Below are 17,372 nucleotides of genomic sequence, written 5' to 3'. Positions count from 1 at the left end.
TCTTTTTTTGTATACAACACAAATATCATAGGATGTAGGAAAGGGACTTATTCTGCAACCTCTGGTATGATAATACTTGTCACTATAAGTGATCGGTACATTGAAATATGTTAACTTTTGGAGATGAAGATTACGTCATGAGAGAACATGCAGCCACATTTACTCGTTTTTTTGAAAAGTATATGTTTTTGATTATTCCGTGTACACTGGTTTTGGGATTCTTTATATCGAAGCCATTGTTACCTTTTGTCGGTTGGATTCCAGGGTTATTTGCTTATGTTACTTTTGTGATGGGACTTGGTTGTGGACGAAAACATTTAAAAGGCGTATTGACCAAGCCTGCACCTATTATCGTCACTTTATTGTTAGCCCATATTGCCGCACCTTTAATCGCTTACGGATTAGGACTTTTATTATTCGGTAGTGATTCTCCTTATACGGTAGGCTTGGTATTGTTTGCGGCTATCCCTTTAGGCGTATCTTCTGTCTTATGGGTCGGGATGTCTTTCGGTAATGTGGCATTAGCATTAACGTTAGTGATCGTGGATTCGGCACTTAGCCCTTTTGTCGTGCCTGTGCTAATCGAAGTGTTTTTTGGTGCAGATATACAGTTCGATACTTTACATATGTTCAAAGATTTATTATTACTGATTGTATTACCTACATTTGCAGGTATGATGGTCTATGAGTTATCAGGTGGAAAGTTCCGTGATTGGTCAGCTCCAATTACGCAACCGTTAGCCAAATTATGTTTTGCAGGAGTCGTATTGTTAAATGCAGCGGCGATTGCTCCACAACTCCAATCATTGCGTCGTGATCTACTATTAGTCGTGCCTTCTGTGATGATATTGGTCGCTTTATGTTATGGACTGGGGTATGTCGCGTCGGCGATTCTTCGTCGCAAAGGGGAAGGGCAGTCGTTACCTGTGACATTAGCCTATGCTTCAGGGATGCGTAATATTTCGGTCGGGATGGTGATTGCGATGGCTTATTTTAGCCCGCAGACAGCTGTACCCGTGGTACTAGGGATTATGCTTCAACAGCCGATGGCCACGCTCCAGTATTCTATTTTTATGCGTATTTCAAATTATCGTAAAGGAAGAGATGCATGAAGCCTTTCCGCATTCGTTTGACATTGATTCTGATGATCCTGCTCGGTGTACTTGGTCTAGCAGCGGCACTGACAATGGGTCAAATATTCAAAAGCTCACATATTCAAACACTCGAAGACAACATGGTTCGTGAAATTCGTTTGTTAGAAACAACGTTTGATTTTAGATCAACAGGTACAAGCGGTAAGCCTTCTGAAGATATTTTCAAATATTATTCTCAAGAAGCACATGAGATCGGGAATTTGACTGATTCACGAGTGACTTTTATTGAGAAAGACGGCACTGTAATCGGAGATTCTGAAAGTGATCCACATGCGATGAACAATCATATGGATCGTGAAGAAATTCGTGCTGCTTCAACGACAGGTGTAGGAAGTGCAATTCGCTATAGTGCTACACTGGACAAGAATATGCTGTACGTTGCAGCGCCTGTACAAGCAGGCAATGTGTTCAACGGGTATATTCGGTTATCCATGAGCCTTGAAGCCGTAGAGATCGGTGTACGCAATGCGTGGACAGTGATGGGGATTAGCTTGCTCGTCTTATTTCTAGTGGCGGCTGTTGTGAGTTATCGAGTAGCATCCGGTCTAACCAAGCCACTTGAACATATTACAGTGGTCGCTAATCGGATCTCTCGCTTAGACTATGGAGCACGAGTGAAATTGGAACGTCGTGATGAGATTGGTGAACTGGGCAAAGCGATAGACAATATGGCAGATAGCCTAGAGAAACAACTCAAAATTATTCGGGATAACGAAGATTTGTTACAAAGTGTACTGGCGAATATGACCGGTGGAATGTTGATGGTCAATTCATTAGGGAATGTTGCACTGGTGAATCGATTTGCAGAAGAAGTACTTGGAGTGACTTCTAAGCGTCTAACAGGCAAGTCGTATCACGAATTGAAACGTCATTATGAACTGACCAAGCTACTTGGAGAAGGATTGCGTCGTAAAGAGCGTATTCATGATGAACAGACCTTGTATGATCCAGAACCACGCTTGATTCAGATTGATGGTGTACCTATGTTCGAAGATGATGATACGTATCGGGGCATGTTGTTCTTGATTCAAGATATCTCCAATATTCGCCGCTTAGAAAGAATGCGAAGCGAATTTGTAGCTAATGTATCACATGAATTGAAAACGCCTATTGCTGCTGTCAAAGGATTTGCCGAAACATTGCTAGGCGGTGGCGTACAAGATGAACAAACTTCACGAGCCTTTTTACAAATTATCTATGATGAAAGTGAACGATTAAACCGTCTGATCGGTGACATTCTGGAATTATCCAAAATTGAATCGAAGCGTTCACCACTCAATTTCTCACCGATTCATTTACAACCTTTCTTTGACACCATTCGGGAAATGTTAAATTCTTCTGCTGCCAAAAAGAATATTACGATGGAAATGAATGTACCGAAAGAAATGTTTATGGAAGCCGATGAAGATCGATTACGACAGATTTTTGTCAATTTGATCTCAAATGCGGTAAACTATACACAAGACGGTGGTAAAGTAAGATTAACAGTCGAAGAGAAAGTATCTGAGAATGGCGAGGAACGTATTCTTTTCCATGTTAGAGATACAGGTATGGGTATTCCGAAAAAAGACTTACCACGTATTTTCGAACGTTTTTATCGTGTAGACAAAGCGCGTTCACGTATTTCAGGGGGTACAGGTCTTGGATTATCGATTGTTAAACATCTTGTCGATTTACACCACGGCACTGTAACTGTGGAAAGCGAAGTTAATATTGGAACAACATTTACAGTCAATTTGCCGTTGTTACAAGAGGATGAACCAGATATTTAATATTTTATTACATCATTTTACACAGGGTTAACACAAGAGTGATATGCTGACATTGATGTATGAAATGCGAACCCTTGTGGGAGGTTATCATGGCTAAACGATTACTGGTCATAGAAGATGAATCAACGTTATCTCGATTGTTGTCTTACAATTTGACACAAGAAGGATATGAAGTCACTGTAGAAGATCACGGAAGTGCAGGATTGGATCGTGCGCAGAGTGAACCGTTTGAATTGATTTTGCTTGATCTGATGTTGCCAGGTATGGCGGGATTAGACATTTTGCGTAAATTACGCAGTTCAGGGATTCGTACACCTGTGGTGATTTTGACAGCCAAAAATGCAGAAGAAGAAGTAGTGGAAGGACTCAAAGCTGGAGCCGATGACTATATTACGAAGCCATTCGGTGTTTCTGAACTATTAGCACGTGTCGCTGCGGTATTACGCCGTGCAACCGGTAGAGAAGATCAACCAGAAGAAGAGTTATCCCATGAGAGTCGCATAGAACTGGGAGATTTAACGATTTACCCGGATAAATACGAAGTTACATTGGGTACACAACATATTACACTGCGTCCTAAAGAATTTGAAGTCTTGCTGTATCTGGCACGTAAGCCAGGTGTAGTCATGACACGGGATGATCTAATGAATGCCGTATGGGGATTTGATTATATCGGTGGTCAACGTACCGTCGATGTACATGTCAGCTCTTTACGCAAAAAGTTAGAACTCGATCCTGAATCGGTACATATCGATTCAATTCGTGGAGTTGGTTATAAATTAGTCGTACGCAAAAGAACAAGCGCTCAACATTCCATTTAAAATGGGATGTCGAGCGTTTTTTACATAATAAGCGAATTTTAACACATTGATGTTTACATTGATCCTTTAGTCTTAGGTTATGAGTCTAAAAGACTAGTTTACTTCGTTAGGAGAGACGATAATCAATGTTAGAGACAATGATACGTGAATCGCAAACCACACAACCTATTGATATAGCAACTCATCCCATACCAGTAGAACAAGTAGAAATTGAAATTACCCAAGAAACACAACCAGAAAGTGTAGCTATATTATCAGATGAATTAAGTCTACGACGTTATTTGATCACTGTACCTGCTATTACGGTGGAAGAAACCTGTCGAGAAACATATATTCGCTTTAAGCGTCAGACCCATCTGCCATGTATTGTTTTGTGCGATGAACAACAACGTCCTGAAGGGTTAATTATGCGTGAACAGTTTTATCGTCATATGGCAAGTCGATTTGCAAGTGAATTATATGATACTCGATCTACAGTCATGTTCAGTCAGCCTCATATTTTGGCAATGGATATCGATACAGAAGCTTCTATCGTTGTGGATGCTGCTCTTGCTCGTGAAGGAGACTCTTTTTATGAATGTGTCGTATTAACACATCAAGGTCTGCTAGCTGGAATTATCACGATCCGCGATATTATGGAATTATCTAACTATTTACAGTTGTCGACAGAACAAAGACGAATTTCTTCTTTGCAAGAGACTCATCAATTTGTAGAACAGATTGGTGATGCGGTGAAAGTAGTCCAACAAGCTGCTCAAGAAAGTCATCGCGAACTGCATTTGATGAAGCAACAGACAGTATCCGGTCAACAAGATCTCAATAAAGCCAATCAGCAATTTGAAGAAGTACAACAATTGGTCGTACGTCAACGTACATTAGCCGAAGATATGCTTCATTACACAGGGCAAGCAAGTAAAGTGGTACATGCTGTAACCGATCTTGCAGGTCAAAGTAATATGCTGGCACTTAATGCTTCGATTGAAGCGGCTAGAGCTGCAACAGCAGGCAAAGGATTCGCAGTGGTCGCCGAAGAAATGCGTAAATTATCTTCTCATATTACAGCCCTTTCTACAGATGTAAATCGGCTATTGACCGGATTAAGTGAGATGATTCAACAATCAGCTTCTTCTACACACACAACAGAGACCGTTATGGATCAAAGTATGGTGTATATTAAGCAAGCCAATCAATTATTTGGCAAAATGGCGTTGGAAGCAGAAGAAGCTTCTAAAAGTGCAGAGCAATTGATCCAATCGGCGGACGAAGCGGATCATCTGACAAGTATCGTGGCACAAGCTTTACAGCGTTAAATCATGAGCTTTACATTTTTTACATTCCGTTTACAATTCGAACTGATGGGATTTACAAATATGATTTATGATGAATAGATGTAAAAAACATTCGTTATCAAAAAAAGAATTGAAAATCAGGGGAGTGTACCTTGTGTCAGCTATTATACGTGTAGAACAATTGAACCTGTACTATGAGAAACATCAGGCTCTTAAACATATTAATTTAAACATTAAAGAAAAAGCGATTACTGCTTTTATTGGCCCTTCGGGTTGCGGTAAATCCACTTTGCTTCGTACATTGAACCGTATGAATGATATGATTCCAGGCACACGTATTGAAGGTGTAGTAGAGATCAGTGGTTCTAATATTTATGGTGAAAATGTAGAAGTTGAAAATCTACGTCAGCAGGTTGGTATGGTATTTCAACAACCCAACCCTTTTCCCAAGTCCATCTACGAGAATGTAGCTTATGGGCCACGTCTGCATGGTGTAAAATCCAAAAAAGAATTGGATGAAATTGTAGAAACAAGCCTACGTCAGTCGGCTCTATGGGAAGAAGTGAAAGATTATCTTAAACGGTCTGCCCTTAGCTTATCCGGTGGACAACAGCAACGTCTGTGCATCGCTCGTGCGTTAGCAGGTCAACCCGATATCCTTTTAATGGATGAAGCAACTTCAGCACTTGATCCAATCTCTACCTTGAAGATTGAAGAATTAACGCGTGAGCTTAAAAAAGATTATACGATTGTGATGGTAACACACAATATGCATCAAGCTGCGCGTATTTCAGATCAAACTGCTTTTTTCTTAAATGGCGAAGTTGTAGAATCGTCAGATACACCGGAGATGTTCTCCAACCCCACAGATTCTCGAACAGAAGATTATATTTCGGGAAGATTCGGCTAATACCTACACCAAGGAGGACTTGTTCATGCCCAACCGGAAAGAATTCGACCAAAGTTTAGGAGAGCTACGTCGCTTGCTCACTGCTATGGGAGATCATGTAGTTCATGCTTTAGAAGAAGCAGTACTATCATTGCAACAACTCAATATCGAACAAGCTAAAAAAATCATTGGCAATGATCACACGCTTAATGAATTAGAAGAAAAAGTTATGGAAATTGGTTCACGTCTGATCGTTACCCAACAGCCAGTGGCCAAAGATTTACGCCGTATTATCGTAGCTTTCAAAATCTCTAGTGATCTAGAGCGTATGGGTGATCTAGCGCTTGATATCGCTAAAGTAACATTGCGTCTTCAAGATTCTACTTTAATCCAGCCATTAGTCGATATTCCTCGTATGGCTGATATCGTAGGACAAATGACCAAAGAATCAATCCAATCGTATTTGGATGAAAATACTGATTTGGCGTATAAAGTAGGCGTAGATGATGATCAAGTAGATCATATGTATAGCGGAATGATTCGTGAACTGCATAACTATATGATCGATCATGCCGTTGATGGTCCGCAAGTTATGTTGCTTAATCTAACTGGACGTTATATTGAACGTATCGGAGATCATGCGACCAATATTGGTGAAAGTGTTGTCTATCTGGTTACAGGTGTACGCCCCGATCTTAACCGTTAATCAACACAATACGTCATATCATAGCTCTAACCCACAAGCATCGGACACAAATCCGGTGCTTTTATTTTTTGATTAGAAGGGCTTGTGGTATCATAGAAAGAGCGAATATTAATCACAATCGTAAACCAGAAGATGGTTCAATATAGAGATGTTCTAACTACAGGAGGTTCTATGGAAAAGTTTCTTTTAATAGATGGTAACAGTATTATTTATCGTGCTTTTTTTGCAATGCAACAACCAATGACAACCAAAAGTGGACAGCATACCAATGCAGTCTATGGATTCACTAATATGTTAATTCGATTGCTAGAAGAAGAGAAACCAACGCATGTGATGGTTGCTTTTGATGCAGGCAAAATTACTTTCCGTCATACCACATATGGAGATTACAAAGGTGGGCGTCAAAAAACACCACCAGAATTATCAGAACAATTTCCATTACTAAAAGAGTTATTAACAGGATTGGGAATTACGTATTATGAATTAGATACGTATGAAGCGGATGATATTATCGGTACATTATCACGGACAGCTGAGGAAAAAGGACGCAATGTATTGATTGTCAGCGGTGACAAAGATATGTTGCAACTGGCTTCAGATCATGTCAAAATTGCGCTTACTCGCAAAGGTGTAAGTGATATTGAACCTTACGGACCCGCAGAGATTGAAGAACGTTACGGCTTAACGCCAGCTCAAATTATTGATCTTAAAGGATTAATGGGAGATACGTCAGATAATATTCCGGGTATTCCAGGTGTCGGTGAAAAAACAGCACTCAAATTATTGCATCAATTTGGCAGTGTAGAAGAAGTATTAGCGAACACCGATCAACTCAAAGGTAAAATGAAAGAAAAAGTAGAAGCTCATGCTGATGATGCTCGTATGAGTAAAGAATTAGCGACTATTTTCCGTGATGTTCCTTTTGATGCGACATGGGAAAGTATGAAATATGATGGATTTAATCCGGTGACATCTATCGTAGCTTTGCGCAAATTAGAATTTAACTCGATTATTCAACGCTTGAATTTGTCAGAGCTTGATGGTGAAGATCTGCATGATCCTGCGCAAGTAGAAGCTTCTGAACTTGAAGTCACGATTGTAGGTGAAGAGCAACTTCCAGAACTGGAAAAAGTACTGAATACAGTCGAAGTATTGCATATTGAAAGTCATGGAGATAATCCACATCATGCGGAACTGGTGGGTATTGTATTATCCGCACCGGATCAGTATTACTTTATGACGCCTGAGACATTGTTAAGCGAGGGCGCAGCAGGTGTACGTGCATGGTTAGCTGATGGATCGATTCCGAAGCATGGACATGATCTGCATCGTGCAGACCTGGTGTTACACTGGATCGATATTCCATTTGCAGGGGCTTCTTTTGATGTGCAGATTGCAGCTTACTTACTTGATCCAACAGAGTCCGGGCAAAGCTTGAATGCGCTTGGAGCCAAATACGGTCTACCTCATATGCCAGAAGACGAGACAGTCTTTGGTAAAGGGGCTAAATATAAAGTGCCTGAAGAAGAAATATTGAGTCATCATCTGGCACGCAAAACAGCAGCCATTCGTGAGCTGGTTCCACTTCAACGTGAACAGTTGGAGCAAAATGAAATGACCAGTTTATTTGATGATCTAGAAATGCCGTTATCTCGCATCTTAGCCGATATGGAGAAGCAAGGAGTTGCTATTAATACCGATGAACTACGTGAACTAGGCAAAGAATTTGAACAGAAAATCAATGTCTTGGTGACTGAAATTCATGGGATGGCTGGCGTTGAATTTAACTTGAATTCACCGAAGCAATTAGGTGAAATTCTATTCGATCGTCTAGGATTACCTGTAGAGAAGAAGACCAAAACTGGATATTCTACCAGTGCAGATGTACTTGAAAAATTAGCACCTTATCACGATATTGTGCAGTTAATTCTGGTTTATCGTCAACTTGCTAAATTGCAATCGACGTATGTAGAAGGATTGTTGAAAGAGGTTCATCCGAAGTCAGGTAAAGTGCATACCTTTTTCCGTCAGACGATTACAGCGACAGGTCGCTTATCCAGTCAGTTCCCGAATCTGCAAAATATTCCGATCCGTCTAGAAGAAGGACGTAAATTACGTAAAGTATTTGTCCCTTCTGAAAGTGGTTGGAGCATTCTATCCTCTGATTACTCGCAGATCGAATTGCGGGTACTTGCGCATATGGCAGATGATCCAGGTCTAAAAGATGCCTTTTTACATGATATGGATATTCATACCAAAACAGCTATGGACGTATTCGGCGTGACCAAAGAGCAAGTCGATGGTAATATGCGTCGTTCTGCCAAAGCAGTTAACTTTGGAATTGTCTATGGTATTAGTGATTATGGATTATCTCAGAATCTAGGGATTACACGTAAAGAAGCAGGCGACTTTATCAGTCAATATCTTGAAGTCTTCAAAGGCGTTAGTCGTTATATGGACGATATTGTAATCGAAGCGAAAAAGGATGGCTTTGTGAAAACGATGCTAGAGCGTCGCCGTTATCTACCGGATATCAATTCATCTAACTTCAATCTGCGTTCGTTTGCGAACCGTACAGCGATGAATACACCTATTCAGGGTACAGCCGCAGATATTATTAAGCTAGCTATGGTGCATATGGATCAAGCACTTAAAGATCATAAACTGAACAGTCGTATGTTACTGCAAGTACATGATGAATTGGTATTCGAAGTGCCTGCAAATGAAATGGAACAAATGAAGAAATTAGTACCAGAAGTGATGGAAAAAGCATTATCGTTATCTGTGCCACTTAAAGCTGAAGTGAGCTATGGTGCGAACTGGTATGAAGCGAAGTAAATAGTCTATAATTAGAGGGTAGGGAACGTAGGGATGCTTGGAGGTGGAATAGTGATTCGTTCCGCCAGATGATCCTTACGATCGCTGTTAAAGATTGATTATATAAAATATGCATTTGACTTATTAAAATTTTTATAATGACTTATTTAAGAATATTATTGTAAAAGGTAAGGTGAAAGGTTATGCCGGAATTGCCGGAAGTAGAAACAGTTAGACGGACGTTAAACACCTTGGTTGCCGGCAAAACGATCGATCATGTTACAGTGTCTTTGCCACGTATTGTTCAATTACCGGATGATCATAAGCAGTTTGAGATTGAGCTTCAAGGGCATACGATTGAGAAAGTGGAGCGTCGTGGCAAATTTTTGCGAATCGTGATGGATCATTTAGTGTTGGTTTCTCATCTACGGATGGAAGGACGCTATGGAGTCTATACAAAAGATGAACCTGTTGAGAAGCATACTCATGTTATTTTCCATTTTACCGATGGTACAGAGCTTCGTTATAAGGATGTACGTCAATTTGGTACCATGCATTTATTTAAAAAAGATGAAGATTTGCAGTCTAAGCCACTGATGCACTTAGGGCTTGAACCGCTTGCACCTGAATTTACAGCAGAGCAGTTTATCAATCTAATGAGCAAGCGTCGTACGATGATTAAGCCTGTGTTGCTCAATCAGAAGTATGTGGTAGGGATCGGAAATATTTATGTGGATGAAGCTTTATTTCGTTCAGGAATTCATCCAGAGCAGATCGCTAATACGTTAACAGCAGAACAATTAACCCGTCTACACGAAGCCATTGTATCAACACTTGCGGATGCTGTAGAAGCAGGTGGTTCTTCGATTAAGTCGTATGTCAATGGACAGGGCGAAATGGGGATGTTCCAGCACAGTCTACGTATTTATGGTCGCAAAGCAGAACCTTGTTATGAATGCGGAACACTTGTCGAGAAGACGGTTGTTGGCGGAAGAGGAACACATTTTTGCCCTGTGTGTCAGCCGCTACCTACTCGTCAGAAACATTGAGGTGACATCATGAATATCGGTTTAACCGGAGGAATCGCAACAGGTAAAAGCTCCGTGTCTGCGTGGTTATCCGCTAAAGGAGCCAAGCTGATCGATGCTGATCTGATTGCGCGTGAAGTGATGATGCCTGACCATCCTGTGCTTGCACAGGTGGTACAACGTTTTGGCGCAGACATGTTACAAGCAGATGGAACACTGAATCGTAAAAAGTTAGGTGAACATATTTTCACCCATCCTGAAGAACGCAAATCACTTGAAGAGATTACTCATCCTGCGATTCGTGAATTGATTCAGACACGTACTTTAGAGCTAGAACAACAATATCCAGATACGTTAGTGGTTGCAGATATTCCATTATTGCTAGAAGCCAAAGGTGTCTATACGTTTGACCAGATTATGGTAGTGTATGTGCCTCAATCAGTGCAATTGGAGCGCTTAATAGCTCGCGATGGATTAACCGAAGAACAAGCATGGAAACGAATAAATGCGCAAATGGATATTGAGCAAAAGAAAAAAGTAGCTGACATTGTAATTGATAACAGCGGTACCCTTGAGGATACGTATGCTCAATTGGAAGAGTTCTGGCAGAGTAAAGGTCTTTCATGAAGAAATTGGTTCGTAAAAGAATACTTTTACCACTGTTTATCCTTGTTGTGATCGTTGTTTTTTTCAATAGTCGCTGGTTAGGTTGGATTTATCCAATCGAATACAAAGAAGAGATTCGTGCGCATGCTGCTGCGTATGAAGTCGATCCTTTTTTAGTCGCTGCGATTATTCGAGTAGAAACGAATTTTAAACCAAGCATGGAATCCAAAAAGGGTGCCTTGGGTGTGATGCAATTGATGCCTAATACAGCGCAATGGATCATGGAGCAAGCACACTTAGATAATATGTCACTGGAAACAGTGAAGCATGAGATCGATCCCAATATCCAGATCGGTACATGGTATCTAAGACAGCTCAATCGTCAGTTCGATGGCAATAAGGTGGCTGTGATTGCGGCGTACAATGCAGGGCCTGGCAATGTGAAATCATGGCTCAGTTCCGGTAAATGGGATGGCACACTAGAAGATGCCAAAGATATTCCTTTTGGCGAAACAAGACATTATGTTCAACGTGTATTATATTATTATAAGCAGTATACTGAATTATACGATGCCTTTTAGATCGAACAAACACTATGTTGGATTCTGGAACACATATATTTGATAATAGATGAACTATATATGCGTGAACTTGACTGAAATGATGTCCGAATGAACGGTTGGCGAGAAAGGAAGTGACGTGAGCAATGAAATGTCCATATTGCAGTCACAATGGAACCAAGGTGCTGGATTCCCGTCCAGCCAATGATAATAAGTCGATTCGTCGTCGACGTGAATGTGAAAGTTGCAATCGCCGTTTTACGACGTTCGAAATGGTAGAAGAGACTCCACTGATTGTGATTAAGAAAGATGGTAGTCGTGAAGAATTTAGCCGTGATAAGATTCTTCGTGGTCTGATTCGTGCTTGTGAGAAACGTCCTGTATCTGTAGATCAATTGGATATGATCGTCTCTGAAGTGGAAAAAAGTCTACATACTACAGCGATGGCAGAAGTGGAAAGTCGTGCTGTAGGCGAGTTAGTGATGGAACAGTTGTACCCTGTCGATGAAGTAGCCTATGTACGTTTTGCTTCAGTCTATCGTCAATTTAAAGATATTAATATGTTTATGAAAGAGCTCAAAGGTCTATTATCCAAAGAAGAGAGCGAAAATACGAATACCTAATCAGAGTTACATAAGATTAGAGATCGTAATAACGTTAGAGGATACTTGATAGGCAAAAGAGAGCATCTTTACAGTCACATGTAGAGATGCTCTTTTTGGTATACATTTCTATAAAATAATGAGTTATTCCTATCTACTAAATAGCAAATTAAACTCTCATCCTACTAACGATTGTGAAAATAATTTCGTATTTTTTCGATAAACAGTTGCTGTATCCCACTACTGTATTTCATAGAACGAAGTTGCAGGATACCGATATTTAAAGGGTTATCTAACACTGGAAAAGGCAAGCGAGTATATCCAGAGTCTATGTGCAAGGAAGAAGGAACAATCCCAATTCCATTTAACTGCTCAGCATACAAAGGAATCAGTGATAGCTGATTTAATGTATAAAATAGGGGTTCTTGCTCATATGTGCGGAACGCTTTTTCTACCTGTAATCGATACTTGCAAGACGATTGTCCAATAATCAATAAATGCGATAATAACTCGTCTATCGTTACCGTTTGAGCGGTAGCTAATGAATGACCTACTGGTATAACAACAGAGATCGATTCTTGCGCTAAAGGTTCGAATGAGAAAAGATGAGAATATTCAGAATCTGCACATAACGCAATAGTGATTTTTTCCTGTTGCAAACATTCTTCCAAAAAAGCAGAATGACCCACTGTAATCTCGCAATCAATTTTAGGTTTATATTGCCGAAATTCATTTAAAATGTGAGGTAAATGGTAGTCTGCCCATGTTTCTGTGACTCCAATGCGTAATGTGCCTATTTCTTCTTCGTTTAGTTGCTTGGCAATATCGCCTACATAACGCCAGTGCTGGATGAGCTGATCCACTTGTTCTGCAAATCGTTGCCCGGCAGGCGTGAGTGTAGCTTCCCAATTGCGATAAAACAAAGTGATTCCTAACTCTTTTTCTAATCGTTTAATCTGGTTGGTAATTGTCGATTGAGCATAATTTAGCTTTTCCGCAGCCTTGGAGAACGTTCCTTCACGCATGACTGTCTGAAAAGCAATCAATTCTGTCAGATCCATGATCCATCTCCTTTTGCTATCTTCATCGATAAAATGAATGATCTTTATGATTATTATCTATTATATAAATAGAATGATTCTAAGTACAATAAGAGCATACACAACCGCTTAGATATTTAAGAAATTTATTGATCAGATGGAGGATCAGAATTATGCCATTTACAAGAGTCAGTTATATGGAGAATCAGTACCATGCAGAGCAGTTGCAACAGATCAGTGGGGTCATTTTATCAGCACTGGTAGATTGCTGTGATGTACCGGTAAAAGATTGCTTTCAAGTATTTCATCATCATCAGTCAGAACAATTTATATATGATCCACACTATTTACAAGGAGATCGTTCAGATGGATTACTGTATATCCAGATTACGTTGAAGTCTGGTCGAGGGGTAGTCAAAAAGAAAAAGCTGTATATGCAATTAGCGAAGCAACTATCACAACAAGTCGGCGTTCGGATTGAAGATGTTTTTATCATGTTAATCGAGACTGAATTTGAAGATTGGTCATTTGGAAGTGGTCTGGCACAAATGGTAAAGGAGAATGAGTAAATGGATAAGCACCTATTAGGCCATTCCAATATTCAAGTATCCAAAGTTGGTCTAGGAACGATGGCATTTGGAAGATGGATCGATGCATCTGCTTCACAACGTATTCTGGATCAAAGCCTAGCGCTAGGTATTCATTTTATAGATACAGCTAACTTTTATGGCAAAAGGCAAGATATTGACCATATTGGAGATGGATTAGGAGAGCAGATCATTGGTCAAGCGCTGAAAGGAAAACGAGATCAGGTGATCCTTGCGACCAAAGTAGGTATGCGTATGGGTCAGGGTAAAATGGACGAAGGGTTATCTCGTCACCATATCATGCAAGAGATCGATCGTTCTCTACACCGTCTGCAAACCGATTACATTGATCTGTATCAAGTTCATGAATTTGACCCTCATACACCACTTGAAGAAACGTTACTTGTATTGCATGAATTAGTAGAGCAAGGTAAAGTCAGAGCAATCGGGTGTTCTAACTTTGCTGTAGATCAGTTACGTGCTGCTTACAAGTTCAGTGATACGCATCAATGGACACCTTTTACTTCTATTCAATCTGAGCTTAATGTGCTGACTCGAGATATAGAGCAAGACGTGTTTCCTTATGCGGATCAAGTTGGAATCGGGAAGATTATTTACAGTCCACTGGCAAGAGGGATATTATCAGGACGTTATTCATCGCTACAAGATATTCCTCCTGAAAGTCGTATGGGCAAAGGCGAAGAACGAATGAAGCATTATTTTACAGAAGAAAATTTTACAAAAGTGGATAAATACCGTGTGATAGCAGAAGAAGTAGGGGTTACACTGGCGCAGTTAATATTATGGTGGACGATAGAACATCCACAAATAGATTCGATGTTAATCGGAGCAAATCGTACAGCGCATATCGATGAGATCGAACAGGTGATGTCATTAGGAATTATGCCTGCATCCCTATGGGAGCAGATAGCTTCTATAGATTGAATAGCACAGAGATTGAAATATAAAAAGGAACTGAAATATAAAAAAGCCCATCCCGCAATAGACGAGACAAGCTTAGTAAACGATAAGTATGCGGTCAAGAGGACTCGAACCTCCACGGGGGTAAGCCCACACGGACCTGAACCGTGCGCGTCTGCCAATTCCGCCATGACCGCGAATATGTAACTTCCACATGTTCATGATGTCTATCTGAGAAGTTAATGTGGGAGTGGTGAACAAATCACCGTAACTAAGATTATATCGGATTTGAAAAGTGAATACAAGTTTTTTGCTTGTCTGATCCATACCATTCGTACAACAATAAAACAACGATGAATCGTATATACTGTTCCCTTGATCGCTCAAAGGAGACACCGATTCATCGTTGTTTGTTATATCAAAAAGATTTTAATCCATCGAGCGTTGAGAAGACAGACTAGATTAAGATGTACCCTGTACTTTTTTCAAAATCGTTTCTAATACATAGGTCTTAGCAGGAGGAGTATTATTGAAAAAGCTAGGATCCACAATATAAACATGCCCATTCTGTACTGCTGTTAACTGGTTCCATGTTGCACCATCTGCTGTTGCGGTCATTCGCTTGGTCAAAGCGTCAGGTGTATCACCAGCAACGCCTGTAGAGATAAACAGATAATCTGGATTGGTGCTTTGCAACTGAGCAACTGTTGCCGGAGCTGATACCGCATCTGTTGGCAATGTAGCTGGAGCTTTAAGCGCCATATCCTGATACATGACTTCGCCTACACCATTTTTGGCATTGTTGTATAACATCATGCCGTCTTTGGTAATTGAAGCTGCGGCTACTGTAGATGTTCCGATAATAGGTGTTAGCTTGGATTTACTTGCATTGGTCGCTTGTTGGAAAGCGTTGAGATATTGTTTGACAGCCGTTTCTTTATCTACAATCGTTCCATAGTTATACAGTTCACTGCGCCAGTCGTTAGTTTGTGCGATATAGATCGTTGGTGCGATTTTGGACAATTCATCATAGACTGCACGATCACTATTATCAGTGAAGATGAGATCAGGCTTTTGCCCTTTCAATGCAGATAGATTAATCTCGGTACCTTTGCCTTCGATGAGTGAAATATTATTCTTTTCTTCATCTGTCATATAGATAGGAAAAGGATTGCTTTCAGTCGGCTTAGGAGCCAGCGCCACATTCACATCAATCGCATTCAGGTAATCCAGTGCATATTGACTAGTAACTGCAATACGCTTCGGAGAAACGGGAATACTTACCGTTCCAAAAGAATCATTGATCGGCATCGTTTTGATCCCATTGGGATTGAAAATATCGGCACGCGTTTCTTTAGGCTGTCCGCAAGCCGTCAAAAAAACCAACATTAGGAGTAATCCCAATCCTGCTTTGGCATAAGTGGTATTAAATTTCAATGCATTTCGCCTCTTTTCTGAGTACTATACTTCATTATACCAATACACACAGAACCAAAGTCAACGCTTCCGCCCAACTGTCACCCGCTTGTCACAGACTGCGGGGGTAGAGGTGTGAATTGAGATTGCAGGAAGGGAAGAAAGAGGTGTAAAAGGATCTTTCTTGACGAGGTATAGGTGGATGTGATAAATTAATGTAGTTGTTGCTTTATGTATTTGTTCTCTCCACATGATTATGAGAGAAATAGGTTGAGTTATAACTAAACATGGGGCTATAGTTTAGGGGGAAAATAGGTCGCTGGCAGCGATCAGTCGGCGGTTCGATTCCGCCTAGCTCCATAAAATAAAAATCCGTTAGACACTTTTCGTGTTTAGCGGATTTTTTGCGTATAATAGACTCATTCCAATACATAACACTTACAGGAGGTTCCAACCCATGTCTTACCAACAACTCACTTATACCATCGACAGCAACGGCACGATCTACGATAATGACTCGATCGAAGCGTCTGTCATTTCAGATATCGTGCTTGATTTCCAAACAGGTATCTACGACTATGTTATTCTCACCCCAAGTCAGCCTATCGAACATAGTATCTACATACAAGCGGCTTCGGAACAACATGAAGGGGAAGGGATGGTGGTTGAGATTCGGTTGGTGCCTGAAGGAGACAAATCGGCGTTTCAACATTATGCATACCACACATCCAATCACCAGGAAATTATTCAAATTCTTTTGGATTACTGGACTCAGCAGAAATTACCGGATCTCACCAACTGGCACAATATCACCAACGAATTTTAAAGAAAGTGAAAAGAAACTCCATACTTTTTAAAAAATAGAGGCTAATAGTACATCTTAAAAAATAAATAATGTAAGCGTATACTTTTTCTCTTGCCAAATGAATCAAACGATGATATTCTTGCTTTAGGGATTGTTACTGAAAAGGCAAAACCCAGTACATGTAGCTAGGTCTGACATGTGTTGGGTTTTGCCTTTTTGCGTATAATATCTCTATCTAGAGCATTCAGTATTGCTTTAAAGTAAGCGCTTACTATAGAGTGATACAGCAAGCTTAGGATACTTCTTACCCTCAAAAGAATAGCAATAGGATTGTTACTGGTCATGCAGGCAAAACCTAA

Annotated in this window: 16 protein-coding genes and 2 tRNA genes; 15 read left to right on the top strand and 3 right to left on the bottom strand. The window is 40.3% G+C overall.

Annotated features, from left to right (window positions below):
- The first annotated feature begins 137 nt into the window (after positions 1-137).
- The 11 genes from RCP16_RS11480 (at position 138) to nrdR (ending at position 12,265) form a co-directional block, all read left to right on the top strand.
- Positions 138-1,112, top strand: a complete 975-nt coding sequence (locus RCP16_RS11480; RefSeq protein WP_308640298.1) for a bile acid:sodium symporter family protein — start codon at positions 138-140, stop codon at positions 1,110-1,112.
- Positions 1,109-2,926, top strand: coding sequence for a two-component system histidine kinase PnpS (pnpS, locus tag RCP16_RS11475; protein ID WP_308640297.1), 1,818 nt, complete (start codon positions 1,109-1,111; stop codon positions 2,924-2,926). Before RCP16_RS11480 ends, pnpS begins: the two co-directional genes overlap by 4 nt.
- A gap of 89 nt (positions 2,927-3,015) precedes the next feature.
- Positions 3,016-3,747: a response regulator transcription factor gene (locus RCP16_RS11470; protein WP_069326992.1), complete on the top strand. Its 732-nt coding sequence runs from the start codon at positions 3,016-3,018 to the stop codon at positions 3,745-3,747.
- 125 nt (positions 3,748-3,872) lie between these two features.
- Positions 3,873-5,057, top strand: a complete 1,185-nt coding sequence (locus RCP16_RS11465) for a methyl-accepting chemotaxis protein (protein ID WP_069326993.1) — start codon at positions 3,873-3,875, stop codon at positions 5,055-5,057.
- A 133-nt stretch (positions 5,058-5,190) separates the two neighbouring features.
- Positions 5,191-5,946: a phosphate ABC transporter ATP-binding protein PstB gene (pstB, locus tag RCP16_RS11460; RefSeq protein WP_069326994.1), complete on the top strand. Its 756-nt coding sequence runs from the start codon at positions 5,191-5,193 to the stop codon at positions 5,944-5,946.
- Positions 5,947-5,971: 25 nt separating this feature from the next.
- Positions 5,972-6,631 carry a phosphate signaling complex protein PhoU gene (phoU, locus tag RCP16_RS11455; protein ID WP_069326995.1) on the top strand — a complete coding sequence of 220 codons (660 nt, stop codon included), beginning with the start codon at positions 5,972-5,974 and terminating at the stop codon, positions 6,629-6,631.
- A gap of 171 nt (positions 6,632-6,802) precedes the next feature.
- On the top strand, positions 6,803-9,469 hold the full coding sequence (polA, locus tag RCP16_RS11450) for a DNA polymerase I (RefSeq protein ID WP_069326996.1): 2,667 nt from the start codon (positions 6,803-6,805) through the stop codon (positions 9,467-9,469).
- Positions 9,470-9,651: 182 nt separating this feature from the next.
- On the top strand, positions 9,652-10,497 hold the full coding sequence (gene mutM, locus RCP16_RS11445) for a DNA-formamidopyrimidine glycosylase (RefSeq protein WP_137222346.1): 846 nt from the start codon (positions 9,652-9,654) through the stop codon (positions 10,495-10,497).
- Between the two features lie 9 nt (positions 10,498-10,506).
- Positions 10,507-11,103 carry a dephospho-CoA kinase gene (gene coaE, locus RCP16_RS11440; RefSeq protein ID WP_308640296.1) on the top strand — a complete coding sequence of 199 codons (597 nt, stop codon included), beginning with the start codon at positions 10,507-10,509 and terminating at the stop codon, positions 11,101-11,103.
- Positions 11,100-11,663 (top strand): lytic transglycosylase domain-containing protein, encoded by a 564-nt coding sequence (locus tag RCP16_RS11435; protein WP_069326999.1) that lies wholly within the window; start codon positions 11,100-11,102, stop codon positions 11,661-11,663. The genes coaE and RCP16_RS11435 overlap by 4 nt, the downstream gene beginning before the upstream one ends.
- A gap of 125 nt (positions 11,664-11,788) precedes the next feature.
- Positions 11,789-12,265, top strand: a complete 477-nt coding sequence (nrdR, locus tag RCP16_RS11430; protein WP_069327000.1) for a transcriptional regulator NrdR — start codon at positions 11,789-11,791, stop codon at positions 12,263-12,265.
- A gap of 164 nt (positions 12,266-12,429) precedes the next feature.
- Here nrdR and RCP16_RS11425 read toward each other — a convergent pair whose 3' ends face one another.
- Positions 12,430-13,305: a LysR family transcriptional regulator gene (locus RCP16_RS11425; RefSeq protein WP_308640295.1), complete on the bottom strand. Its 876-nt coding sequence runs from the start codon at positions 13,303-13,305 to the stop codon at positions 12,430-12,432.
- 152 nt (positions 13,306-13,457) lie between these two features.
- On the opposite strand from RCP16_RS11425, the gene RCP16_RS11420 reads away from it, so the two are divergent.
- Positions 13,458-13,853 (top strand): tautomerase family protein, encoded by a 396-nt coding sequence (locus RCP16_RS11420; RefSeq protein ID WP_308640294.1) that lies wholly within the window; start codon positions 13,458-13,460, stop codon positions 13,851-13,853.
- Positions 13,854-14,816 carry an aldo/keto reductase gene (locus tag RCP16_RS11415; RefSeq protein WP_308640293.1) on the top strand — a complete coding sequence of 321 codons (963 nt, stop codon included), beginning with the start codon at positions 13,854-13,856 and terminating at the stop codon, positions 14,814-14,816.
- A gap of 89 nt (positions 14,817-14,905) precedes the next feature.
- Here RCP16_RS11415 and RCP16_RS11410 read toward each other — a convergent pair.
- Both RCP16_RS11410 and RCP16_RS11405 read right to left on the bottom strand, forming a co-directional pair.
- Positions 14,906-14,989 (bottom strand) — tRNA-Leu (locus RCP16_RS11410).
- 265 nt (positions 14,990-15,254) lie between these two features.
- On the bottom strand, positions 15,255-16,229 hold the full coding sequence (locus RCP16_RS11405) for an ABC transporter substrate-binding protein (protein WP_308640292.1): 975 nt from the start codon (positions 16,227-16,229) through the stop codon (positions 15,255-15,257).
- Between the two features lie 268 nt (positions 16,230-16,497).
- Between RCP16_RS11405 and RCP16_RS11400 the strand changes: the two genes are divergently transcribed.
- A tRNA-Ala gene (locus RCP16_RS11400) sits at positions 16,498-16,568 on the top strand.
- Positions 16,569-16,665: 97 nt separating this feature from the next.
- Positions 16,666-17,034, top strand: coding sequence for a hypothetical protein (locus tag RCP16_RS11395; protein WP_308640291.1), 369 nt, complete (start codon positions 16,666-16,668; stop codon positions 17,032-17,034).
- Positions 17,035-17,372: the final 338 nt, after the last annotated feature.

Source organism: Paenibacillus nuruki (assembly GCF_963311185.1).
In the GTDB taxonomy this organism is placed as follows: domain Bacteria; phylum Bacillota; class Bacilli; order Paenibacillales; family Paenibacillaceae; genus Saccharibacillus; species Saccharibacillus nuruki.
This window is presented reverse-complemented; position numbering and strand designations above follow the sequence as displayed.

Bases quoted from the DNA above. Each gene is read 5' to 3' on its own strand.
- RCP16_RS11480 (WP_308640298.1), top strand. From the start codon at position 138: ATGAGAGAACATGCAGCCACATTTACTCGTTTTTTTGAAAAGTATATG.
- pnpS (WP_308640297.1), top strand. From the start codon at position 1,109: ATGAAGCCTTTCCGCATTCGTTTGACATTGATTCTGATGATCCTGCTC.
- RCP16_RS11470 (WP_069326992.1), top strand. From the start codon at position 3,016: ATGGCTAAACGATTACTGGTCATAGAAGATGAATCAACGTTATCTCGA.
- RCP16_RS11465 (WP_069326993.1), top strand. From the start codon at position 3,873: ATGTTAGAGACAATGATACGTGAATCGCAAACCACACAACCTATTGAT.
- phoU (WP_069326995.1), top strand. From the start codon at position 5,972: ATGCCCAACCGGAAAGAATTCGACCAAAGTTTAGGAGAGCTACGTCGC.
- polA (WP_069326996.1), top strand. From the start codon at position 6,803: ATGGAAAAGTTTCTTTTAATAGATGGTAACAGTATTATTTATCGTGCT.
- mutM (WP_137222346.1), top strand. From the start codon at position 9,652: ATGCCGGAATTGCCGGAAGTAGAAACAGTTAGACGGACGTTAAACACC.
- coaE (WP_308640296.1), top strand. From the start codon at position 10,507: ATGAATATCGGTTTAACCGGAGGAATCGCAACAGGTAAAAGCTCCGTG.
- RCP16_RS11435 (WP_069326999.1), top strand. From the start codon at position 11,100: ATGAAGAAATTGGTTCGTAAAAGAATACTTTTACCACTGTTTATCCTT.
- nrdR (WP_069327000.1), top strand. From the start codon at position 11,789: ATGAAATGTCCATATTGCAGTCACAATGGAACCAAGGTGCTGGATTCC.
- RCP16_RS11425 (WP_308640295.1), bottom strand. From the start codon at position 13,305: ATGGATCTGACAGAATTGATTGCTTTTCAGACAGTCATGCGTGAAGGA.
- RCP16_RS11420 (WP_308640294.1), top strand. From the start codon at position 13,458: ATGCCATTTACAAGAGTCAGTTATATGGAGAATCAGTACCATGCAGAG.
- RCP16_RS11415 (WP_308640293.1), top strand. From the start codon at position 13,854: ATGGATAAGCACCTATTAGGCCATTCCAATATTCAAGTATCCAAAGTT.
- RCP16_RS11395 (WP_308640291.1), top strand. From the start codon at position 16,666: ATGTCTTACCAACAACTCACTTATACCATCGACAGCAACGGCACGATC.